Source organism: Polaribacter sp. BAL334 (assembly GCF_015767435.1).
In the GTDB taxonomy this organism is placed as follows: domain Bacteria; phylum Bacteroidota; class Bacteroidia; order Flavobacteriales; family Flavobacteriaceae; genus Polaribacter.
In genome coordinates this window covers 26416-49889 of sequence record NZ_JADWOV010000227.1, presented here as the reverse complement: position 1 = coordinate 49889, position 23474 = coordinate 26416, and the positions used below count along the sequence as shown (strand labels likewise).

The 23474-nt window shown below is 32.0% G+C and carries 18 protein-coding genes; 9 read left to right on the top strand and 9 right to left on the bottom strand.

Going from position 1 to position 23474, the window contains the following annotated elements:
* Positions 1 to 209 precede the first annotated feature (209 nt).
* The 8 genes from IU405_RS02200 to IU405_RS02165 form a co-directional block, all read right to left on the bottom strand.
* Positions 210 to 1589 carry a DUF3987 domain-containing protein gene (locus IU405_RS02200; RefSeq protein ID WP_197436978.1) on the bottom strand — a complete coding sequence of 460 codons (1380 nt, stop codon included), beginning with the start codon at positions 1587 to 1589 and terminating at the stop codon, positions 210 to 212.
* A gap of 2 nt (positions 1590 to 1591) precedes the next feature.
* A complete protein-coding gene (locus IU405_RS02195) occupies positions 1592 to 1879 on the bottom strand; it encodes a helix-turn-helix domain-containing protein (RefSeq protein WP_197436977.1) in 288 nt (95 codons plus the stop codon).
* A gap of 133 nt (positions 1880 to 2012) precedes the next feature.
* Positions 2013 to 3005, bottom strand: a complete 993-nt coding sequence (locus tag IU405_RS02190) for a hypothetical protein (protein WP_197436976.1) — start codon at positions 3003 to 3005, stop codon at positions 2013 to 2015.
* Between the two features lie 17 nt (positions 3006 to 3022).
* Positions 3023 to 4288: a site-specific integrase gene (locus IU405_RS02185; RefSeq protein WP_197436975.1), complete on the bottom strand. Its 1266-nt coding sequence runs from the start codon at positions 4286 to 4288 to the stop codon at positions 3023 to 3025.
* A 227-nt stretch (positions 4289 to 4515) separates the two neighbouring features.
* Complete coding sequence (thrC, locus tag IU405_RS02180) at positions 4516 to 5799, bottom strand: threonine synthase (RefSeq protein ID WP_197436974.1); 1284 nt, start codon at positions 5797 to 5799, stop codon at positions 4516 to 4518.
* Between the two features lies 1 nt (position 5800).
* Positions 5801 to 6730, bottom strand: coding sequence for a homoserine kinase (locus IU405_RS02175; protein ID WP_197436973.1), 930 nt, complete (start codon positions 6728 to 6730; stop codon positions 5801 to 5803).
* An 80-nt stretch (positions 6731 to 6810) separates the two neighbouring features.
* Positions 6811 to 9249, bottom strand: a complete 2439-nt coding sequence (gene thrA / locus IU405_RS02170) for a bifunctional aspartate kinase/homoserine dehydrogenase I (protein WP_197436972.1) — start codon at positions 9247 to 9249, stop codon at positions 6811 to 6813.
* 315 nt (positions 9250 to 9564) lie between these two features.
* Positions 9565 to 11130, bottom strand: coding sequence for a hypothetical protein (locus tag IU405_RS02165; protein ID WP_197436971.1), 1566 nt, complete (start codon positions 11128 to 11130; stop codon positions 9565 to 9567).
* Positions 11131 to 11263: 133 nt separating this feature from the next.
* Between IU405_RS02165 and IU405_RS02160 the strand changes: the two genes are divergently transcribed.
* The 9 genes from IU405_RS02160 to IU405_RS02120 all read left to right on the top strand — a co-directional run bounded on the left by IU405_RS02160 (position 11264) and on the right by IU405_RS02120 (position 22590).
* Entirely contained in the window at positions 11264 to 12439 is a 1176-nt protein-coding gene (locus tag IU405_RS02160; protein WP_197436970.1) for a 2-isopropylmalate synthase, read from the top strand.
* Between the two features lie 118 nt (positions 12440 to 12557).
* Positions 12558 to 13679 carry a 3-isopropylmalate dehydrogenase gene (leuB, locus tag IU405_RS02155; protein ID WP_197436969.1) on the top strand — a complete coding sequence of 374 codons (1122 nt, stop codon included), beginning with the start codon at positions 12558 to 12560 and terminating at the stop codon, positions 13677 to 13679.
* A 221-nt stretch (positions 13680 to 13900) separates the two neighbouring features.
* Positions 13901 to 15577, top strand: a complete 1677-nt coding sequence (ilvD, locus tag IU405_RS02150) for a dihydroxy-acid dehydratase (RefSeq protein ID WP_197436968.1) — start codon at positions 13901 to 13903, stop codon at positions 15575 to 15577.
* Between the two features lie 174 nt (positions 15578 to 15751).
* Positions 15752 to 17485, top strand: a complete 1734-nt coding sequence (ilvB, locus tag IU405_RS02145; protein ID WP_197436967.1) for a biosynthetic-type acetolactate synthase large subunit — start codon at positions 15752 to 15754, stop codon at positions 17483 to 17485.
* Positions 17486 to 17712: 227 nt separating this feature from the next.
* Entirely contained in the window at positions 17713 to 18084 is a 372-nt protein-coding gene (locus IU405_RS02140; RefSeq protein ID WP_197436966.1) for a hypothetical protein, read from the top strand.
* Between the two features lie 16 nt (positions 18085 to 18100).
* On the top strand, positions 18101 to 18634 hold the full coding sequence (gene ilvN, locus IU405_RS02135; protein ID WP_197437003.1) for an acetolactate synthase small subunit: 534 nt from the start codon (positions 18101 to 18103) through the stop codon (positions 18632 to 18634).
* Between the two features lie 10 nt (positions 18635 to 18644).
* The gene (gene ilvC / locus IU405_RS02130; RefSeq protein WP_197436965.1) at positions 18645 to 20120 is read left to right on the top strand and encodes a ketol-acid reductoisomerase; all 1476 of its coding nucleotides are present in this window, start codon (positions 18645 to 18647) and stop codon (positions 20118 to 20120) included.
* A gap of 170 nt (positions 20121 to 20290) precedes the next feature.
* On the top strand, positions 20291 to 21883 hold the full coding sequence (locus IU405_RS02125) for an NADP-dependent glyceraldehyde-3-phosphate dehydrogenase (protein WP_197436964.1): 1593 nt from the start codon (positions 20291 to 20293) through the stop codon (positions 21881 to 21883).
* A 95-nt stretch (positions 21884 to 21978) separates the two neighbouring features.
* Positions 21979 to 22590, top strand: a complete 612-nt coding sequence (locus tag IU405_RS02120) for an MCP four helix bundle domain-containing protein (protein WP_197436963.1) — start codon at positions 21979 to 21981, stop codon at positions 22588 to 22590.
* Here the strand turns inward: IU405_RS02120 and IU405_RS02115 are convergent.
* Entirely contained in the window at positions 22587 to 23417 is an 831-nt protein-coding gene (locus IU405_RS02115) for a universal stress protein (RefSeq protein WP_197436962.1), read from the bottom strand. The genes IU405_RS02120 and IU405_RS02115 overlap by 4 nt on opposite strands.
* Between the last annotated feature and the right edge of the window lie 57 nt (positions 23418 to 23474).

Genomic DNA, 23474 nt, shown 5'->3' with positions numbered 1-23474 from the left:
GGTAATGGTGGTAAACGTGGTAATTCTCAATAATATCAATGGGTTTAACATTTTTTGTAATGGTAAACAATGGTAAACGTGGTAAAGTGAAAACTACTTATTATCAAATATTGGTAAACGTTGGTAAACAATTGGTAAACTTATAATTTTGTAAAATACTGTAATTCATATATTTAAAACAAACATTACCAGCTTTACCAACATTACCATTAAATTATTAATTTTTTATAGTTTCCTTTTGAATCTAATCTCTTAAATAATTTGTTATTATTTAAAAATCTTCCAATAGAACCCCCTTTTATTCCATAATGATTGAATAGAGGTATAACATCAATTCTTTTAAATTCGAGAGGTAACTCATTAATCAATTCAATTTTCGTAGTAGGTAAATCGTCTAATGGATTTGTTGATATAATTTTATCAAAAACTTTAAGAGCATTCATTCTAAAATATTCTACAAGTTTAATAGCTTTAATAAGGCTATTGTCAGAAATGGTGTCTCGAAATTCATTTTCTGTAGCCTGAAAAATCATTTCAATAACCAGGGCTAATCGCCAAACGTAGGATTCTAATTTTGCTTGAATACAAGTTTCAACATCATCATCATAGGAATTTTTTACTGCTTTATGTTGCCAATCTTGATATATTTTAATTTGATTCTCATTAATTCTCAATGTAGTTTCACTTACATCAAATAGATTATTTATTAATCTAGAATAGTTTTCTATATGTTGTGGCTCAATATTTTTGCCAGTGAATAAGTTTGGTTTTATGTTTGTTGGATATATCAGAAGCATACGTGGTAAAAATCCATCATCATCTCTGCCATTTAAAGCAAGTTCTTTCAACCTTCTTGGTTGTAAACCTCCAATAATATTTACATTTGATTTTTCAACTCTTGCAGGGGATTTTGAAACTCTATCTGCTGTAACAACATCGCCATTCCAAGACTCTATATATTTTTGTTGGTCTCCTCCATTTTTGTATTGATCAAAGCTATTTATCCAACCAATTAATTCATCTTTAAAAATTAAGGCACCTTTGGGATTATATTTAAGTGTTTCAGTTAGTTTTTCAATTGTAAAATCGGTAAGTATTGATTTAATATAAATTGGTTTTTTGCCTTTTTTTTCTTCTAACTCATAAGATTCTTCAAGTTTTATAAACTCTTCGTAACTTTTTTTGTCTTTTTCTTCTATTGGTTTTTTCGAGAACTTTAATGGATGGGTTTTTCCTATTCCTGAACGTCCAATAATTGCTAACCACAATATAGGTTGACTTGGATAAGAACCATTGAACAAAGAAACTGAGGTGCCAATTGCAGTTGCGCATATTGACAAAATTCCTGCGCTAAAAAAATCTGGATTGAAGCCAACTGTTTCTTCGGCATTTTTAATTAGAGATTGAATTTCTTGTGGAAAAATATCAATAGGAAAGCTCTTGCCAGTGCTAAACTCTTGGTCAATTTCGTTGCCCATTTCGTCGGTAACAGGAGGTGTATTTGAAGTTTTTTCGCTATCTTGCACTTGATTTTTAACCGAATCTTGGGTGCTATTTATAGTGCCCTTTTCTTTTTTTGACTGTTCCATAACTAAAAATTGATTTTAGTTAATGCTTGCTCAACCTCGCTTAGCTTGAATCTTTTCTTGTTTCCAATTCTGTAAGCGATTAAAATTTTTCTCTTTGTCCAATCATCAACAGTTACTAAAGAAACTGATAGTATTTTTGCTACTTCATTTCTTGTGATCCATTCAGTAGGATTCTTTGGATGAAAGGTTTCTTTGTAAGTGTTTAAAACTCTCTCTAATGCGAGTGAAATTTTGTTTGTTAAATCCTCAGGATTAACATCATGTACTTGGGTAATTTTGTTGGTTTCCATAAATTTTATAATTATTTACGGCAAATTTCCAACATCTAGTTTCATAATATATTCCCTGAAAATGTTACTTTGTTCCCTGAAAATGTTTTTTTATTCCCTGATAAAAAATTAGTCAAATTTGAGTAAGATCAAACTAAATTTGATTTTTCTCTAAAAAACTTTGTGCAGTTGCTTCATGGTTACCTCCGCTTGATAGTCTCTCTGAAAGAGGGATATTAAATTCTTTTCTTAACATATCTATAAAGTTTTTTTTGAGCAAATTGTATGTAAAGGCATTATAATTTTCATTTTTATCTTCTTTTGCCACTTTAAAGTAAGCATTACAAAGAGGTTGAAATCTTCCCTTAATAGGTCTATTTTCTAAATCGACACCATTTTTTTCTCTTAAAAACTTGAAAAACATTTCTTCGGCTTTTAAATTTGGGAAAACTAATGGGTATTTTGATTCAATATCTGTTTCTTCTATGCTGTTTATTTTGGTTTTCTCCTCTTCTTTATTGTTTATCTCTTGAATTTTTAATAAACAAAATTCCATCATGTATTCAAGGTCAATAATTTTTTTCCATTCTTTGAAAGGTTCTTTAGTATAAAAATTAAATAAATTATTATTCAAATAGTCTAAGACATCTTTGTTTCCTATGCTTATTGATAGAACATAACTGAAACTAGTATCATTTTGAAGCATTTTTAAAAAACCAATTTTAAGAGAATTATCAAATCCTAATGATGAAATACTTAACCAATTGTCAATTCCTATTTTAATATGGTCTTTTTTAAATTTAGCATATTTCTTTTTTAAGTATTTTATTTTGTCATTGTCATTTAAGCATTTACTTAAATATATTTTCATTTTTTCTACGTTTCCAAAAAGTATAAATTCTGTTTGAATCAGTAAAAAATTAGAAATCATTTCTTTATAAATATTATCATTAAATACGTAATTTTTATAAGATTGAATAAAGTTAGACTCTTCATTTAACTTAAATATAATTCCTGCAATATGCTCTTGTTTTTCAACTAATATTTTATCTTTTATAAGTAAATGGAAAATTTCCTTATTAATAGTGTCATGCTTACCATCAAACCTTCCCAAGAACTCTCTTTTTAATAGGGCTTCTATTTGCATAATTGTAATTTTAAAATTTATTGAAAAAAAGAGCTTTCGGCAATCTTTAAAGCTCTCTCATCAGCAGTTATTTTTATATAATCGAGAAAGACTTTTTCGGAGGTATGTCCACTTATAGCCATGATGTCTAGTTTAGCCATTCCTGCCAAATAAGCATTTGTGCAAAAAGAACGTCTTGCGGTATGATTTGATATTAACTCATGTTTTTTCTTATCTTCAATAATTTCTTTACCGCCTTTTATCTTTTTAACTACAACAATATCAAATAACTTTGCATCCTTACCTATTTCCTTTAACTCTAAATTGATTGTCTGTTCTGGCATATACTTGGGCAAATCGCCATTGTTTTTTTCTAAGATTTTTTCAACTATTGGATGAATAGGAATTGGTAAATATTTTCCTGTTTTATTTACTATTATTTTAAAAAATCGTTTACCATTAATCTCCTGAATATTACTTTTAGTTAATCTATTAAAATCGGAAACTCTTAAACCAGTATATGCACCAATCAAGAAAAGATTTCTTGCGTTGTCCCTTTTTGCATCTGTGTTTAGGTCTAAATCAATAATTTTCTTTAATTCTGTTTGATTTAAATATATCTGAGTAGATTTTGCGCTAGGCTTTATAAATCTTCTGCTTCTAAAACTTAAGTTAGTATTAAGATTTTCTTCGGTAGCTGCATTCATAAACACTTTTAACTGTTTAATAAATTTGCCCATCGTGTTTAAAGAAAAATCACGACCTTCAAGGTATTCAATAAACAAATTATAAAAGTCCATGTTGATTGAATCAAAACTTATTCGGTAATTGCAATTTTTCTCGAAATCTTTTAAAAGTTCTATGGTTCTATTATACTCGTTTATGGTTCTAACAGAAAGTTTTCTTCCTGTATTATCAATTACTCTGTTTTTTGATTGCTCAATATATTGAGTTGCGAAAGTGTAAAATGTTAGCTTTTCTTCTTTAAGATTTTTACCAAAGTAAATATCAATGTCTTTTTTAAGTTCTTGTTCAATTTCTAAAATTTCAAATGTATTGTAGTCAGAGATTTTTTTTAAGACAAAACTTTTAAAGTCTGAAAGTTTTTTATTGATGTTGTCTTTCATGTCAGAAACATCAGCCATGTTCCTTACTTTTTGATTTGCATCATCCCAAAATTTTGGATGGATTTTTAATTTAGTTGCTCCTCTTATTCTAGTTTTTGCAGATAAATTTATAGCAAAATAGATGGTAACAAATTTTGTTGCTTTTTTATTTCTAAGAAGAAATTTAACCGAAGCCATGAAGTGTAATTTTTAACCATTTCAAATGTAAGTTAAATTATTTATTGTGTCGGTATTTGTGTCGGTTTTTTCTTCTTTTTACTTTGTTTTACCTTCATTCACTTTGTTAAATGTTTCGCAAACCCTTTATTTATAAGGAAAAATATCATATTTAAAAAAGGGTAAAAATGGCTTGCTAGTCCTTGTAGGCCAACGAAAAAGTCTTAACAGAAATGTTAAGACTTTTTTTATGCTGTTAAAAATTCTTTCAATTCTTGAAAAGAGCTTATTTTTTTTGCAACTTTTTCTTTGGTCATGATTTGTTGAATTTGCTCAGGAATGGCAACTTTTACTGGCAAGGTTTCTTCAACAATGTCCAAAAATTTTACAGGATGAGCAGTTTCTAAAAAAACACCAAATTCGGTTGTTTTCAAACCATATTTTTGCAATCCCAAATAACCCACAGCGCCATGAGGATCAGCAATGTATTGAGAAGTTGCATAGATTTTTTTCATGGCTTCACGTGTTTCATCATCCGTAAAACTATAGGAAGAAAAATTGGATTTTAATGTTTCGAAATTATTGTCAAAAAGTTCTTGAATTCTGATAAAATTACTTGGATTTCCCACATCCATCGCATTTGAAATAGTTGGTTTTGAGGGTTTTGAAACATATTTTCCTTCAATTAAATAGTTAGGAACAGTATCATTGATGTTGGTTGCTGCAATAAAATGTTTGATGGGTAATCCTAATTTTTGTGCAACAATTCCTGCGCAAATATTTCCAAAATTTCCACTTGGAACCGAAAAAACAAGCTCTTTATTGAGTTGTTTTAAAGACTTATAAGCAAAGAAATAATAAAACATTTGTGGCAACCAACGTGCAATATTGATGGAGTTTGCAGAGGTTAATTTTTTGGTAATTTCAGCATCTAAAAAAGCGGTTTTTACCATTTCTTGGCAATCATCAAAAACACCATCAACTTCAAGCGCAGTTATGTTTTGACCCAAAGTTGTCAATTGTTTTTCTTGAATATCACTCACTTTTCCTGACGGATATAAAATGACTACATTCACGCCTTTTGTTCCTAAAAAACCGTTGGCAACTGCACCTCCAGTATCTCCTGAAGTAGCTACTAAAACAGTCACTTCTTCTGGGTTATTTTCATTAAAATACTCCAAACATTTTGCCATGAATTTGGCACCCACATCTTTAAAAGCCATGGTTGGTCCATGAAATAATTCTAAGGAACCACAATTTTTATCAATCGTAATTATTGGAAAATCAAACGTAATTGTTTCCGCAATGATTTCTTTTAATTTCTCATCAGGAATTTCATCACCAACAAACTGTTTAATGGCCTCAAAAGCAATTTCATGATGAGAATATTTTTCAATATTTTCAATGTAATCAGTAGCAATTGGACTTATTTTTTCAGGAAAATACAATCCTCTATCAGGAGCAATTCCACTGATTACTGCATTTTTAAAACTGCTTTTTGGCGATTTGTGATGTAAACTATAATATTTCATATTAAATTTTTTCAAGAATTTTTATGCCTTCTTTATTCACTTTTGAGATAAATGCAGTGGCTTCAATTCCTGTATTTTCATAATTATTTTTGATGGCATCCAATACTTTTTCGGCAATTTCATCTCCTTTGCAAAGTGCAAAAATAGTAGGTCCAGAACCACTGATTCCTGCGCCTAAAGCACCTGCTTTTAGGGCATTATTTTTTACCAAATCAAAATAAGGGATGAGTTTTTTGCGATAAGGTTCTACAATAATATCCACCAAAGAATGCCCAATCAATTCGTAGTTTTCAGCATACAAACCTGCAATTAATCCACCCACATTTGCCCATTGTGTTACTGCGTCTTTCAATGGAATTTCTAAAGGTAAAACCTCTCTTGCATCTTTGGTTTTAATTTCAATTTGTGGATGAATTGCCACAATTCTCAATTCCTCAGGAACAGGTAATTTGATGATTTCTAACGGATGGTAACTTCTCACTAAAATAAATCCACCATATGTTGCAGCGGCTACATTATCAGCAATTTGCGAACCACAAGCGACTTCTTCTCCAAACATGGCAAATTTTGTCAATTCAAGTTCAGAAAACCTTTTTTCTAAAAATTGATTTGCGCCAAAAGCAGCACCTGCAGCACTTGCAGCACTACTTCCCAAACCACTTCCTGGCGAAAATCCTTTGTGAATGGTCAATGAAATTCCAAAGTCAGCATTGGCTTCAAGGAGCATTTTTTTTACAACGGCACTTGCGGCATTTTGATCAACATCATACGTTAAATTGGCTCCTGTAATTTGAGTGATTTTCACGCCTTTTTCGATGGTTTTTGTGAAAGTCATTTCGTCACCAACTGCATCAACTGCAAATCCAAGTGAATCAAATCCACAAGAGACATTGGCAACTGTTGCTGGGGAAAATATTTTTAGATAGTCCAAAGGGTTAGAGTTTAAAGTTTAAAATTTAAAGTTCAAAATTAGTAATTAATCAATCGTAATTCCTAATTCGTAATTCGTAATTAATTATTTCCAATTCGTATCACATCTGCAAAAATTCCAGAAGCAGTAACTTCTGCTCCAGCTCCAGCTCCTTTTATCAACAAGGGATTTTTTGAATATCTGTCTGTGAAAAATAAGACAATATTATCACTTCCTTCCAAATTATAAAAAGGATGTTCAGCAGGAATTTCTTGCAAACCCACATTGGCTTTTCCATCAATAAATTGAGCGACGTATTTCAATCGACAATTTTTTTCAGATGCTTTTTGAAATAGATTTTGAAAATGAGATTCATAGTTCACTAAAGATTTGAAAAATTCATCATTATTAGTTGTTTGCAAACTTTCTAAAGGTAAAAATGAATTATTTTCTATGTTTTCTAACTCTAAATTTGAACCACTTTCGCGCGCTAAAATCAATATTTTTCGAGAAACATCAATGCCGCTCAAATCAATTTTTGGGTCTGGCTCAGTATATCCTTCTTTTTGGGCTTGCAAAACAACATCATGAAACGAAGTCTTTTCAGTAAAATTATTAAAAACAAAATTCAAACTTCCTGATAAAACTGCCTGAATTTTATGAATGCTATCGCCAGAATTTATCAAATTTTTTAGTGTATCAATAATTGGTAAACCTGCACCCACATTGGTTTCAAACAAAAATGGAGCATTGTATTTTCTAGAAATTGTCTTTAAATTTTTATAATTCTCTAAATTTGACGCGCAAGCAATTTTATTGCAAGTAACCACCCCAATACTTTCTCTTAAATAGTGATGATACATATTCGCAACATGCTCATTGGCAGTATTATCAATAAAAACGGAGTTTCTAACATTGATTTCTTTCACTTTTTCAAAAAACAATTCCAAACTAGTGGATTCCCCATTTTCAAGAGCATTTTTCCAATCGGATAAAGAAATACCGTTTTTATCAAAAATCATTTTTCTAGAGTTGGAAATTCCAATTACTCGAATGTTGAGTTTTAAATGCTCTTTCAAATGATTTTTTTGCTGATGCAATTGTGCTAAAAATCGCTCTCCCACATTGCCAACACCAGTTACAAAAAGATTTAATTGTTTTATTTTTTCTTCAAAAAACTGCTCATGTAATGTATTCAATGCCTTTTTTGCATCCTTTTTGTGAATCACAGCAGAAATATTTTTTTCAGATGAACCTTGCGCAATTGCTCTAATATTTACATTGTTTTTTCCAAGAGCGCTAAACATTTGCCCGCTCAAACCTTGATGATTTTTCATGCTTTCGCCAACCACAGCAATGATTGCCAAATCATTTTCAACAATAACAGGTTTTATTTTTTTACGATCTATTTCAGTACTAAAAGTTTCTTCTAAAAAAAGTTTGGCTTTTGGAGCATCATTCTCATAAATCCCCACACAAATCGAATATTCTGAAGAGGCTTGCGTGATAAAAATCACATTGATTTTTTGTTGAGAAAGTGTTTCAAATAGCCTTTTTGAGAAGCCAGGAATTCCAACCATTCCTCCACCTTCTAATGTTATCAAACTGATATTTTCAATATGCGAAATTCCTTTGACTGCGCCATTTTTCTTTGGATTATTTGAAATTAACGTACCAAAATGTTCGGGTTCAAAAGTATTTTTAATTCGGATTGGAATTTCTTTTCGCAAAGCTGGTTGAATCGTTGGCGGATACAGTACTTTTGCACCAAAATGTGATAATTCCATAGCTTCTTCATACGAAATTTCTTTGATGGCAAATGCTTGTTTTACAATGGTTGGATTGGCAGTAAACATGCCACTTACATCTGTCCAAATTTGCAATTCTTCAGCATCCAAAGCAGCAGCAAAAATTGCTGCAGAATAATCAGAACCTCCTCTTCCTAAGGTGGTGATTTCACCAATAGAATTTGAAGCAATGAATCCGCCTAAAAGCGTAACTTGATGACTATTTTGATTGAAAAAATTGACAATATTGGTGTTTGTTTTGGCAAAATCTACTTGCCCATTTAAGTAATTGTTATCTGTTAAGATGAGTTTATTACTTTCAAAATGAGTAGCATCAAACAATTCTTTTGCGGCGTTTGCAATGATAAAAGAAGACAATTTTTCTCCAAAACTTGACACTTTTGCCAAGGTTTTATCAGACAATTCTTGCAATAAATAAATGCCTTCATATATTGATAATAAGCTGTTAAAGAGTGAGTTTACTTTTTCTAAAACAATTTCTACGTCGTTTTGAATCAATTCATTGATGGTTTGAAGATGCAATGCTTTGATGCTTTCCAATTGTTGTTTTGCCATAGAAATATCTTGTAAAGCATTGTTTGCACCTGCCAATAAATGATCCGTTGTTTTTCCGAAAGCAGAGACAACTACAACAATTTTTGATTCTTGTGATGCTTTCTCAACAATGTGTAATACTTTTTTTATGTTTTCTGAATTGGCTACTGAGGAGCCTCCGAATTTTAATACTTTCATCGCTTAAAGGATAAATAGTTTGATTGATTTTTTAATTGATTTTTATTTCGATTTTCATCGAAAAAATAACTATAAGTTGATATAAATAGTGAGAACCCCTAAAGGGTAAATGTAGTTGTAGTTGTGAAAGTCGTTTGTTTTGCGAAGTTGCAAAAAACGGCATTCATCTGAATAAGATTGTTATGTGAATCTGAAAAACTCATGCAGCAAAAGTAATAGTTATATTTATTTTCGCAACCTTACATGATGTTTTTTTTGAAAAACAAGCAAATTAATGTCAATTCAGGAAAAAGAGAGTTAATAAATTGCGATAATCTATTTTTTTTGAATATAATTTGATTTTTCCTTAATGATTGTGGCTATTGATTTATTTTCGATTTTACTTTCTAACCAAGACAAAATATCCAAATATAAAAAAGCTCTTTTTTCATAAGGATGATCTTCATATTTTTTCAATCGAGTATGAATTTTCTTGAATTCGTTCTTGATTTCATGTGGAAAAACATCGCTCAAATCTCTAATAGAAGTGATAAATTCTTTCTGAACTTCTTGTAAGTTTTCCATTTTTATCAAGAATTTATAGGTGTCCAAAAACTGTCTTTCCAAATCATAATCTAAGCCACATTCATAATGAGCAATCAAGTTTAACACTCTTGCAAAACACTGTAAATCTTCGCCAGCATTTAGATTTTTTGAATGAATAATCTTTTCTAAATACTTGATACAGAGTTCGTTTTTGCCCATTCCAAAATACAAACAAGCAATTTTATAATACAACATTACAATGTGATGCGAATCTAATCTGGTTTTATAGTTCTCAATTTTTTTATTGATAATTGCCACCAAATATTCGCCTTCTGCAAAAGTGGCTTCCAAGAAATGCAAATGCAATTTATTCGCATATAAATACTGAAAAATCAACACTTCAGTATTGGTATTTAAAGGAACATAATCTAGTGCAACATCCTCTTCAAAAGTGCGCAATTCTTCTTTGAAAGTGCTAATTTTCTTAACAAAAAAGGACGCTTCTAATAAGTAATTTTTCCCTTTCAAATAAAAAACAGGATGCAATGCAATGAGTTTTTTGTTTTCTTGAAAAAGCCCAACCCATTTTTTGGCATATTTGTAACTCTGTAAAAAATCTTGCGTTAAAAAACTAAACCACAAATGCGATTTATACAACCACAATTTTTCTCTAAAACCAAAAGTATTGAAATCGTATTTGGGTAACTTGCTGTAAAAATACGAGTTGATAAATTCCAATTCTTCATTGTTTTTTACATAGCCATTTTGTAACAAATGACTGTACAATTGCAATGATAAATTGGATAGCTTGCTAGCAATTACATTTTGTTGACTAAGTGTTTTTGCTTGCTCAGAAAGTTGGTCAGCTCTGTTGCTTAAACTTCGTGTAATGTATTGTGTTTCAATTACCTTTTCGAGTTCTACAATTTCGTAAGCAATGTTTTTTTCTTCATTTTCGAGGGCAAAAGTTTTGGCTTTATCCAGCAATTTTAAACTTTGTTTGTACAATCCTTTTTGATACAAAACGGTTGCAAAATCCAATTGTTCTCTAATTTGAATTCGGATATTTTTATGAGCAGGATTTAGTCGAAGACTGATGAGAATTTGTTTGTATAAATGTGCTTTTAAATTGGAAAGTTGTTGTTTGGAAACAATGCCACTTTTGATAATTTCCTTTTCATTATAAACTTTTAGCTTTTCTAAAAACTTAAAAAGTGAAAAAAACTTAGCATCAATATTGCCACCCAACCTTCCTACATACAAATTAAATTGTCTTTTTTCGGACTTTGTCAATGACTTTATCAACACAAAAAGGGCATCATTTTGTTGATTGGCTAATGTAATGTTTTTGCTCATAACTATCTAAAAAACAATATATTAAGATATAACTTTAAAGGTTTAGATATCGTGCAGAAACCAATAATTTTAATATAATTGATACTGCAATTGCTACTTTTGGTAGTTCACAAAGATAATCTTTAGAAAAGTTATGCAAGATAATAAAGTACAAATTTTTGATACAACGCTTAGAGATGGAGAACAAGTTCCTGGATGTAAATTGGACACAAAACAAAAATTAATCATTGCTGAAAGGTTAGATTTACTAGGTGTAAATGTGATTGAGGCTGGTTTTCCTGTCTCAAGTCCTGGAGATTTTATATCGGTTTCTGAAATCGCAAAAATTGTAAAAAATGCGACTGTTTGTGGTTTGACAAGAGCTGTTGAAAATGACATTAAAGTGGCAGCAGAGGCTTTAAAATATGCAAAGTTTCCTAGAATTCATACAGGAATAGGAACAAGTGATTCTCATATCAAATTCAAATTTAATTCCACCAGAGAAGAAGTTATTGAACGAGCAATCAAAGCAGTTTCGTATGCAAAATCATTTGTAGAAGATGTGGAGTTTTATGCAGAAGATGCAGGAAGAACAGACAACGAATTTTTAGCAAAAGTATGTGAAGAAGTGATCAAAGCTGGAGCAACTGTGTTGAATATTCCTGATACAACAGGCTATTGTTTGCCAGAAGAATATGGAGCAAAAATGAAATATTTACGAGAAAATGTCAAAGGAATTGAAAACGTCATTCTTTCTTGTCATTGTCATAATGATTTAGGAATGGCAACTGCCAATTCAATTGCGGGTGTGATTAATGGTGCTCGTCAAATAGAATGTACCATCAATGGTATTGGAGAACGTGCTGGAAACACAGCGTTAGAAGAAGTGGTGATGATTTTAAAACAGCATCCCTATTTGAATTTAGAGACGAGTATCAATACCAAATTATTATACGATACCAGCATTTTAGTTCGTGAAAGTATGGGAATGCCTGTGCAACCCAACAAAGCAATTGTTGGCGCAAACGCATTTGCTCACAGTTCAGGAATTCATCAAGATGGGGTTATCAAAAACAGAGAAACTTACGAAATCATGAATCCTGAAGATGTAGGAGTTACTGAAAGTGCCATTGTTTTAACAGCAAGAAGTGGAAGAGCAGCTTTGGCGTATAGAGCTAAAAAAATTGGCTATGAATTGACTAAAGTTCAATTGGATGTTGCTTACGAGACTTTTTTATCAATTGCTGATAAACAAAAAGAAGTGAAAGATCAAGACATTCATGGAATCATGAAAAAAGTAAATGAATTCTCAAATATTGAAATGATATAAAAAGAATCAAATTTTGTCTTCAGAGGTAGTTGAATACCATAACTTTTTTTGAGAAATCAATCAACCAAAAAAACAGTTCAACTACCTTTTTTAAAACAAATTTCAATAAAAAATTACAATGAAAATTACAATTGCAGTGATTCCAGGAGATGGAATTGGTCCAGAAGTCATCAATCAATCCAAAAAATCGTTGGATGCTATTGCAGATACCTACAATCACGTTTTTTTATACAAAGAAGCTGAAATGGGTGCTTGTGCCATTGAAAAAACAGGCAATCCTCTTCCCGAAAAAACCATCGAAATTTGTAAAAAAGCAGACGCTATTTTAGTTGGTGCCATTGGCGATGCAACTTTTGATAACAATACTGCAGCAAAAATCACACCTGTTCAAGGTTTGTTGCGTTTGCGCAAAGAATTGGGTTTATTTTGCAACATTCGTCCTATAAAAGTATATGATGGTTTGTTAAATAATTCGCCACTAAAAAGAGAATTTATTTCAGGAACAGACATTTTGATTTACAGAGAATTGACTGGTGGTATTTATTTTGGAATCAAAGAATTGAGCGATGATGGACAAAATGCCTTTGATGGTTGTTCTTATTCTGTGGATGAAATTTCGAGAGTTACACATTTGGCATTCAAATCTGCTCAAAAAAGAAAGAAAAAACTCACCTTAGTGGATAAAGCAAATGTTTTAGAAACTTCACGTTTGTGGAGAAAAATAGTGACTGAAATTGCCAAAGAATATGCAGATGTTACTTTAGAATATTTGTTTGTTGACAATGCAGCCATTCAAATCATTTTAAATCCAAAACAGTTTGATGTGATTCTTACTGAAAATTTATTTGGTGATATTATTGCAGATGAAGCAAGTGTAATCTCTGGTTCAGTTGGTTTATTAGCATCAGCTTCTATTGGTAAAAAAAGTGGTTTGTTCAAACCAATTCATGGACATTTGTCACATTTGAAAGGAAAAGATATTGCAAATCCATTAGCGTCAATTTTGTCAGCTTCTCTGATGTTGCAGCATTTAGGATTGCACGAAGAAGCATTTGCGATAGAAAGAGCTGTTGAAAAATCCATTCTTTTAGGCATCACAACAGAGGATATTAAAGGAAAATATAATTATGTAGCAAGTACTTCAAAAGTAGGGGATTTTATTGCAGATTATATTGCCAATCAAGAAGATAGCAATCTGAATTTTCAAAATATTCACATGGGTCAAAGCACCATAATTTAAAGTAAATAATCAGTAATCAAGTATGATTCCCTCAAGACAAGAGGGTTTTTTTATCAACTAATTTTTAAGATTGAATTTCATAATAAAATATAATTAAATTATTAAAAACCAAATAGTTACTATTTTTTTTCAACACATGGATTTAAAAGAGTTTATTGAAAAAATGCTAACAAAATTTGACAATCATTCTATTTTTGCTAACAAAACGAAGTTTTTACTACATGAATTTAAATAAACACAGCAGAAGATTAACACAAGATGAATCGCAACCAGCTTCTCAAGCAATGTTGTATGCAGTTGGTTTGACAGACGAAGATATGCAAAAAGCCCAAGTAGGCATTGCAAGCACAGGATATGATGGAAATCCTTGCAACATGCATTTAAACAAGCTGAAAGATGAGGTAAAAATAGAGTGCAACATTGCAGGTTTAGTAGGTTTAGGATTTAATACTATTGGAGTTTCTGATGGAATTTCCATGGGAACTTCAGGCATGAATTATTCCTTAGTTTCCAGAGATATTATTGCAGATTCTATAGAAACTGTGATGAACGCACAAAGTTATGATGCGTTAATTGCGATTGTTGGTTGTGATAAAAACATGCCAGGAGCCATTATTTCCATGTTGCGTTTGAATCGTCCTTCTATTATGATGTATGGAGGAACCATTGCTTCTGGAAATTACAAAGGAAAAAAACTCAATATTGTTTCTGCTTTTGAGGCTTTAGGTCAAAAAGTTGCAGGAGAAATTGATGAAAACGAATATAAGGAAATCATCAAAAAAGCCATTCCTGGAGCAGGTGCTTGTGGTGGAATGTATACTGCAAATACGATGGCATCAGCGATTGAATGTATGGGGTTTGCATTGCCTTACAATTCCTCAATTCCTGCTGAAAATCCACATAAATTATCGGAAGCAGAAAGAACAGCTTTGGCAATTAAAAATTTATTGGAATTGGATTTAAAACCTTTGGATATCATCACTAAAAAATCTATTGAAAATGCGATTGCTTTGGTAAATGCTTTGGGTGGTTCTACGAATGCAGTATTGCATTTCTTGGCAATTGCACATGCAGCAGATATCGAATTTACCTTGGAAGATTTTCAAAGAGTGAGTGACAAAACACCTTTGATTGCCGATTTAAAACCTTCTGGAAAATACCTGATGGAAGACGTTCACGGAATTGGAGGAACTCCAGCTATCATGAAATATTTGTTGGATAATGGCTATTTACATGGAGATTGCATGACAGTTACAGGAAAAACATTGGCAGAAAATTTAGCCAATTTAAAAGCGATTGAATTTGATTCGCAAAGTGTTATTTTCCCCAAAGACAAAGCCTTAAAATCATCAGGAAATATTCAAATTTTATATGGAAATCTGGCAGCAGAAGGTGCTGTCGCTAAAATTTCCGGAAATGAAGGATTGCTTTTTGAAGGAAAAGCAGTAGTTTATGATGGTGAACAAGCTGCAAATACTGGAATTTCAAATGGTGAAGTTGCAAAAGGAGATGTTGTTGTCATTCGTTATGTTGGCCCAAAAGGTGGTCCAGGAATGCCAGAAATGTTAAAACCAACTTCTTTAATCATGGGTGCAGGTTTGGGAAAAACGGTTGCTTTGATTACTGATGGACGTTTTTCAGGAGGAACACATGGTTTTGTGGTAGGTCATATCACGCCAGAGGCACAATCTGGAGGAAATATTGCACTTATAAAAACGGGAGATAAAATCAGAATTAGCGCTGAAGATAATTCCATAAACGTGCTGATTTCTGAGGAAGAATTGGCTGAAAGAAAAGCAAATTGGGTTGCACCAGCTTTAAAACACAACAAAGGAATTTTATACAAATACGCAAAAACAGTGGCATCTGCATCCAAAGGATGTGTAACTGATTTGTAAATAGAATATTGAAAATAGAACAAAGAGTAAAGAATATAGAAAATACAAAAGGCAAAAGTCTTTGTTCTTTTCTCTTTCTTCTCTGATAAAAAAAAGACACAAGAAAAAAGAGAAAAGAAATAAGGATAACATCTTTATTCTATTTTCTTTTTCTTTCATCTCAAAATAGAAAATATGGAAACACAAACCATAACAAAGAGTGAAAAACTAACCAAAACCACCATGCGAATTTCAGGCTCTGAGGCCATTGTTCGTTGTTTGATTGAAGAAGGTGTTGATATTATTTACGGGTATCCTGGAGGCGCAATTATGCCAGTGTATGATGAATTGTTCAAATTTCAAGACAAAATTCATCATGTATTAACTCGTCATGAACAAGGTGCAACTCATGCAGCACAAGGGTATGCACGGATTTCTGGAAAAGTGGGTGTTGCCATTGCAACTTCTGGTCCTGGAGCAACCAATTTAATTACAGGAATTGCTGATGCTCAAATAGATTCAACGCCTATGGTTTGTATCACAGGGCAAGTAGCTTCTCATTTGTTAGGAAGTGACGCTTTTCAAGAAACAGATATCGTAGGAATTTCTACGCCAATTACCAAATGGAATTGTCAGGTTACAAAAGCAGAAGACATTCCAAGTGTCATTGCCAAAGCTTTTTACATTGCAAAAAGTGGCAGACCAGGACCTGTTTTGATAGATATTACCAAAGATGCTCAGTTTAGCGAATTTGATTTTTCGTATGAAAAATGCACCAAAGTTCGCAGTTATAATCCTGTTCCAAAAACGGATATTGCTACTGTTGAAGAAGCTGCAAAACTCATCGACGCTGCAAAAAAACCATTCATTGTTTGGGGACAAGGAGTTATTTTGAGCAAAGCTGAAAATCAATTGAAAGCAGTTGTTGAAAAAGCAGGAATTCCTGCAGCTTGGACGATTTTAGGTGCTTCTGCAATACCCACTTCTCATCCTTTGAATGTGGGAATGGTGGGTATGCATGGAAATTATGCGCCAAATATCCTAACCAATCAATGTGATGTATTGATTGCCATTGGAATGCGTTTTGATGACAGAGTTACTGGAAGTTTGAACACGTATGCAAAACAAGCAAAAATCATTCATTTTGAAATTGATCCTGCTGAAGTGGATAAAAACGTAAAAACAGACATTGCTGTTTTGGGTGATGCCAAAGAAAGTTTAGAACTATTATTACCTTTATTACAATCCAATTCACATCCAGAATGGCATCAAAAATTCAAAGATTTGTATGCCATTGAATACGAAAAAGTCATCAAAAACGATTTATATCCAACCAAAGAAGGGTTGACAATGGGCGAAGTTTTGAAAGAAATCAATATTCAAAGCAAAGGAAATGCAGCCATTGTGAGCGATGTTGGTCAACATCAAATGATTGCTTGCAGATATGCTGATTTTAACGTTACAAAAAGTAACATTACTTCTGGTGGATTAGGCACTATGGGTTTTGGATTGCCAGCAGCTATTGGCGCAAAAATGGCAGCTCCAGATCGTGAAGTGGTTTCTATTTCTGGTGATGGAGGGTATCAAATGACCATTCAAGAATTGGGAACGATTTTTCAACAAAAAGCGGCTGTAAAAATTGTGGTGTTGAACAATGATTTTTTAGGAATGGTGCGTCAATGGCAACAACTGTTTTTTGACAAAAGATATGCTTCTACAGAAATGGTAAATCCCAATTTTGTAGCGATTGCTGAAGGCTATTATATCAAGGGAAAAAAAGTTACCAAACGCGAAGAATTAGCGCCTGCAGTGGCAGAAATGATGGCAAGTAAAGAAGCTTATTTTCTAGAAGTTTGTGTGGAAAAAGAAGACAATGTTTTTCCTATGATTCCTTCTGGAGCGAGTGTTTCTGATATTCGTTTGGAGTAAATAATAGAAAAGAGAATAAAGAGGGAAGAATCAAGAATAAAGAGAAAAGAGTTTGTTCAGAAATAAGGCTTTAAAGTCTATTTTCTTGCATCTTTTTTCTAACATCTTAAAAAAAATGAACTCAGAAATTAATTATACACAGTTTCCATTTAAACAGATATGTTAATATTAATGTTTAGTATCAATAATTGTTTTTCTCTGTATAAAGATTTTATGGATAAAATAATATGAAATCAAACAAAGAAGTTTTAGATGAATTTGGTAAAAAATTAATAAATGATTGCTTTGATCCTTCTATCAATCATTTAATAGTTTTGAAACAAATGGAACAAGTTCCTCTAGTTTATAATGACTTTTCTAAATTATTTAAAAGTCTTCCAGAACAAGATTTTTTAATAATGAAAAGATATTTAAGAGAAAATACAGAGGCTGTTCTTTTTAATTTTTTAAAAATTTTTGAAGAAAATGAACAATTCAAACTTTATTTTGAAGAAAATGAGCAAAAAGTAAATCTAGTGGAAATAAGCGAAATGCTAAAAGCAGAACCAATTATAGAAAATGGATGGATTGAAAGATTCAGTAAATTTGATCAAAAATGATAATAATGATACTAAAATGAACACGGAAAAACAATTATACACAGTATCCATTTATACGGAAAACAACATTGGATTGCTCAATCGAATTTCGGCAATTTTCCAACGAAGACACATCAATATTGAAAGTTTAAATACTTCTCCATCAGAAATTGAAGGCGTTTCAAGATTCACAATTGTGGTATATATGGACGAAGTTGGCATCAAAAAAATAATCGGTCAAATTGACAAACAAGTGGAGGTAATCAAAGCGTTTTATCACACAGAAGAAGAAACGATTTATCAAGTTTCGGGTTTGTTCAAAATCAAATCAGATTTGTTGTTTGAAGAACGCCAAATTCAAAACATCATCAAAGAAAGCAATGCACGAATTGTCACTGTCAACAAGGTGTTTTTTGTGCTCGAAAAATCAGGAAAAAGAGAAGAATTAAAAGATTTATACGAAAAATTAGCTGTTTTTGGCATCATGCAGTATACACGTTCAGGAAGAATTGCTGTAACCAAAGACGAAATGAAAATATCAAAAATGCTTCAAGCATTCAACAACAATTAAAACCAAAAAAATGTCAAATTATTTCAACACATTAACATTAAGAGAAAAATTAGAACAACTAGGAAAATGTCGTTTTATGGACGCTTCAGAATTTGAAGATGGCGTAAATGCATTGATAGGAAAAAAAATAGTCATTGTAGGTTGTGGCGCACAAGGTTTGAACCAAGGTCTAAACATGAGAGATTCAGGTTTGGATATTTCGTATGCGTTAAGACAAGCTGCCATTGATCAAAAAAGAGATTCATTTGTAAATGCGTCATCAAACGGATTTACAGTAGGAACCTATGAAGAATTATTGCCAACTGCAGATTTGGTCATCAATTTAACTCCTGATAAACAACACACAAACGTGGTGAATTCAGTAATGCATTTGATGAAAAAAGGCGCTACTTTAAGTTATTCTCACGGATTTAATATTGTAGAAGAAGGCATGCAAATCCGTAAAGATTTAACCGTAATTATGGTGGCTCCAAAATGTCCAGGATCAGAAGTTCGTGAAGAATACAAACGTGGTTTTGGCGTGCCAACTTTGATTGCTGTGCATCCTGAAAACGATCCAGAAAACAAAGGTTGGGCACAAGCAAAAGCGTATGCAGTTGCAACTGGAGGTCACAAAGCGGGTGTTTTAGCATCATCATTTGTGGCAGAAGTAAAGTCTGATTTGATGGGTGAACAAACCATTTTATGTGGTTTATTGCAAACAGGTGCTATTTTGTCTTTTGATAAAATGGTGGCTGAAGGAATTGAAGCAAGTTATGCAGCAAAATTGATTCAATATGGTTGGGAAACAGTTACTGAAGCCCTTAAACATGGAGGAATCACAAACATGATGGATCGTTTGTCAAATCCTGCAAAAATAAAAGCATTTGAACTTTCGGAAGAATTAAAAACCATCATGCGTCCATTATTTCAAAAACACATGGATGATATCATGACAGGTCATTTTTCAAAAACTATGATGGAAGATTGGGCAAATGATGATAAAAATCTATTGACTTGGAGAGCTGCTACTGGCGAAACTGCTTTTGAAAAACAAACGATTACTTCTCAAGAAATTTCAGAACAAGAGTATTTTGATCACGGAACTTTATTGGTTGCTTTTGTAAGAGCAGGAGTTGAATTAGCCTTCGAATCTATGACTGAATCTGGAATTATTGATGCCTCTGCGTATTACGAATCATTGCACGAAACACCATTAATTGCAAATACTATTGCTCGTAAAAAATTATACGAAATGAATCGTGTGATTTCTGATACTGCAGAATATGGTTGTTATTTATTTGATCACGCTTGTAAACCTTTGTTGGCTGATTTTATGAAAACCATTTCTACAGATGTGATTGGAAAAAAATTCACCACCAAAAATGATGTTGACAACAAACAATTAATTGCTGTAAACAAAGCAATTAGAAATCATCCAGTAGAAAAAATTGGAGAGAAATTAAGAGCTTCCATGACTGCAATGAAAGTGGTAAAAACAGTGTAATTTATCAGGAATATTCAAAACTAAAAAAGCATCTTTTCTGCGTGAAAGATGCTTTTTTTATTGTAAAATCCGAAATGCTTTTCGTGATTTTTTATGATTTTTATCTGATAAACTAAAAAAAGCGAACTAATTTTTTGTTAATTTGATATCTAAAACACAAAAGTTATTCTATGGAAATTACATTTAAAGAAATTCCTAATGAGTTTAAAATCGATGCTTTATTGCATCAAAACACCTATTTAGTGGATGGTATTTTGAAAGAATGGAAAGGAAAAACAGCCAATGTTTTTTCAACAATTTCTTCCACCAAAGAATACCAACCAACGTTATTAGGAACTGTGCCTGATTTGGGCGAAAACGAAGCATTAGAAGCCTTGCATGCAGCTGAAAAAGCCTATGATCGTGGACAAGGTTTGTGGCCAACAATGAAAGTAGCTGATAGAATAGCAGCTATGGAAAAGTTCGTTTCGCAAATGAAAACCAAGCGCGAAGAAATCGTAAAACTATTGATGTGGGAAATTGGAAAAACCTTACCAGATTCACAAAAAGAGTTTGATAGAACCGTAGAATATATTTATGATACGATTGAAGATTATAAAAAAATGGACAGAACTTCTGCCAAGTTTGAAAAAAATTCAGGAGTGTATGCGCACATCAGAAGAGGACCTTTGGGAGTTGTTTTGTGTTTAGGACCTTATAATTATCCTTTGAACGAAACATTTGCTTTGTTGATTCCTGCGTTAATCATGGGAAATACTGCCATTTTCAAACCAGCAAAACACGGTGTTTTATTATTATCTCCTTTATTAGAAGCATTTCAAACGAGTTTTCCAGCAGGTGTTGTAAATATTATTTATGGTCGTGGAAGAACATTGGCTACCCCTATTATGGAAACTGGAAAAGTGGACGTTTTGGCATTGATAGGAAACAGCAAATCTGCGAACGCCATTCAAGCAAATCATCCAAATAAAAACAGATTGCGTTTGGTGTTGGGCTTGGAGGCAAAAAATCCAGCCATAGTTTTGCCAGATGCAGATTTAGATTTGGCAATAAGCGAATGTATTGTTGGAACTACGTCTTTCAACGGACAACGTTGTACAGCCTTAAAAGTTGTCTATGTTCATGAAGCAATTGTTGACGAATTTAATAAGCGTTTTGCAGCCAAAGTGGATGCGTTAAAATTTGGAAATCCTTGGGAAACAGGTGTTCTTTTAACACCTTTGCCAGAGCCAGAAAAACCTGCTTATATTCAAGAATTGATTGATGATGCTACTAAAAAAGGCGCAAAAATCCTCAATGAAAAAGGAGGAAAAACCACTGAAAATTACATTTTTCCAGCAGTGTTGTATCCCGTTTCTAAAAACATGCGTGTTTTTGAAGAAGAGCAATTTGGACCTGTAATTCCTGTACTTTCTTTCAAAGATATTCAAGAACCTTTGAATGATATGGCTGAATCCAACTATGGTCAGCAAGTAAGTGTTTTTGGAAGTGATGTAAAAACCTTAGCACCTTTGATTGATACACTTGTGAACTTGGTTTGTAGAGTAAATCTGAATAGTTCGTGTCAAAGAGGTCCAGATGTGTATCCTTTTACAGGAAGAAAAGACTCAGCAGTTGCAACATTGAGTGTTTATGATGCATTGCGTTCGTTCTCAATTCGAACTTTTGTAGCTTCCAAAGATTCTGCCTACAACAATAAAATTTTGCAAGAATTATTAGATACAAAATCGTCTAATTTTATCAATACAGATTATATTTTGTAAAACACAAAACTTATAGAATTGTTAAAAGCCACTATTTCAAAAATGAAAATGGTGGCTTTTTTCTATATTTGTAAGAAATGTATAAATTTCAAAACATGACTTTTTTCGATAAAATTAAATGGACTTTAGGAATTTTAATGGTTTTTGCATTGATTGTAATTACCAATTTGATTGATAAAAATAATTTTACAAGAGTCAAAGATTCTGTGGTTTCTATTTACGAAGACAGACTTGTTGTGAATGATTTGATTTTTGAAATGGCAAAATTAGTACAAGAAAAAGAAATGGCAATTGTACTTTCAAATACTGAATTTTACGCCAAAAAAAATAGCAATATAGATAAGAAAATGCAAGGTTTCATTGAAAGATATGAAGCAACAAAATTAACAGTTGAAGAGCGAAATGTATTCAATGATTTTAAAGATAACATTCAATCTTTATCAAAAATGGAAGCTTCCATTTTGGAAAATGATTTCAAAGAAAAAGAAACCAAACTTACTCTTATTTTTGAAATTAAAGATAATTTATACGATTTGACTAAAATTCAATTAAATGAAGGACGAAGACAAATGTCCATCAGTCAAAAAGCCATTGATAAAGTTGAATTATTCACTCAAATAGAAATTTATATTTTGATTTTTTTAGCAATTGTAGTTCAAATTATTGTGATGTATAATCCTAAAAAAGAGAAATCAAAATCTTCTTAAACACGAATTGTCAACATTGGTTTTAAACCACTTTTCGATAAATTTTTGGTGACACTCGCCGAAAATAAATGCGACAATCCACTTCTGCCATGCGTACTCAATGCAATTAAATCAGCATTGATTTCGCGAGAAAAATTGAGAATCCCTTTTTCTACAGTTACATCATTATAGATAGAAATGCTGTGTTTTGGCAAGTCAAATTCGGTAACAAATTCTTTTATTTTTTGAGTTGCATCATACGTACTTTCAAAATTAGAAGGTGTTGTTACTTTTAAAAGGTGTATAGTACTTTCAAAAATAAATGCGATTTCTAATAATTTTCTCAAAACATCTTTTTTGTCTTCATTTTTAAAACTTGATGCAAAAACAACATTCTTAAATTCAATATGTTCATTGTCTTTTTTGACAACCAGCACAGGAATTGTAGATTTTCGAACTACTTTTTCAGTATTAGAACCAATCAAAATTTCCTCAAAATCAGAATGACCTTTAGAACCCATAATAATTAAATCAGCCTCAATTTTTTCTGCACAAGCCAAAATTCCTTCATATGGATTTTGAAAACGAATTAAATGATGTACTTCTTGGATTTCCAAGAAAAAACGCTCTTTAAAATCAATAATTCGTTCCCTGATTTTACGCAAATACAACATGCTTTCAGGAATGCTAAAATTACTTCTTGAACCCATGTCTGCCATGCCAGAAGGCAATTCAATGATGTGAAGAAGATACACAGTACTTTCCGATTTTTTGGCAATTTTTGCAGCCATTTTACAGGCGAATTCTGACGATTTTGAAAAATCAATGGGAACTAAAATTGTTTTCATGGTTGGTGGTTTTGATAAAACAGAATTGCGTTTTGAAAATTACAAAAAAGATTTGAA

Bases quoted from the DNA above. Each gene is read 5' to 3' on its own strand.
- IU405_RS02200 (WP_197436978.1), bottom strand. From the start codon at position 1,589: ATGGAACAGTCAAAAAAAGAAAAGGGCACTATAAATAGCACCCAAGAT.
- IU405_RS02195 (WP_197436977.1), bottom strand. From the start codon at position 1,879: ATGGAAACCAACAAAATTACCCAAGTACATGATGTTAATCCTGAGGAT.
- IU405_RS02190 (WP_197436976.1), bottom strand. From the start codon at position 3,005: ATGCAAATAGAAGCCCTATTAAAAAGAGAGTTCTTGGGAAGGTTTGAT.
- IU405_RS02185 (WP_197436975.1), bottom strand. From the start codon at position 4,288: ATGGCTTCGGTTAAATTTCTTCTTAGAAATAAAAAAGCAACAAAATTT.
- thrC (WP_197436974.1), bottom strand. From the start codon at position 5,799: ATGAAATATTATAGTTTACATCACAAATCGCCAAAAAGCAGTTTTAAA.
- thrA (WP_197436972.1), bottom strand. From the start codon at position 9,249: ATGAAAGTATTAAAATTCGGAGGCTCCTCAGTAGCCAATTCAGAAAAC.
- IU405_RS02165 (WP_197436971.1), bottom strand. From the start codon at position 11,130: ATGAGCAAAAACATTACATTAGCCAATCAACAAAATGATGCCCTTTTT.
- IU405_RS02160 (WP_197436970.1), top strand. From the start codon at position 11,264: ATGCAAGATAATAAAGTACAAATTTTTGATACAACGCTTAGAGATGGA.
- leuB (WP_197436969.1), top strand. From the start codon at position 12,558: ATGAAAATTACAATTGCAGTGATTCCAGGAGATGGAATTGGTCCAGAA.
- ilvD (WP_197436968.1), top strand. From the start codon at position 13,901: ATGAATTTAAATAAACACAGCAGAAGATTAACACAAGATGAATCGCAA.
- ilvB (WP_197436967.1), top strand. From the start codon at position 15,752: ATGGAAACACAAACCATAACAAAGAGTGAAAAACTAACCAAAACCACC.
- IU405_RS02140 (WP_197436966.1), top strand. From the start codon at position 17,713: ATGAAATCAAACAAAGAAGTTTTAGATGAATTTGGTAAAAAATTAATA.
- ilvN (WP_197437003.1), top strand. From the start codon at position 18,101: ATGAACACGGAAAAACAATTATACACAGTATCCATTTATACGGAAAAC.
- ilvC (WP_197436965.1), top strand. From the start codon at position 18,645: ATGTCAAATTATTTCAACACATTAACATTAAGAGAAAAATTAGAACAA.
- IU405_RS02125 (WP_197436964.1), top strand. From the start codon at position 20,291: ATGGAAATTACATTTAAAGAAATTCCTAATGAGTTTAAAATCGATGCT.
- IU405_RS02120 (WP_197436963.1), top strand. From the start codon at position 21,979: ATGACTTTTTTCGATAAAATTAAATGGACTTTAGGAATTTTAATGGTT.
- IU405_RS02115 (WP_197436962.1), bottom strand. From the start codon at position 23,417: ATGAAAACAATTTTAGTTCCCATTGATTTTTCAAAATCGTCAGAATTC.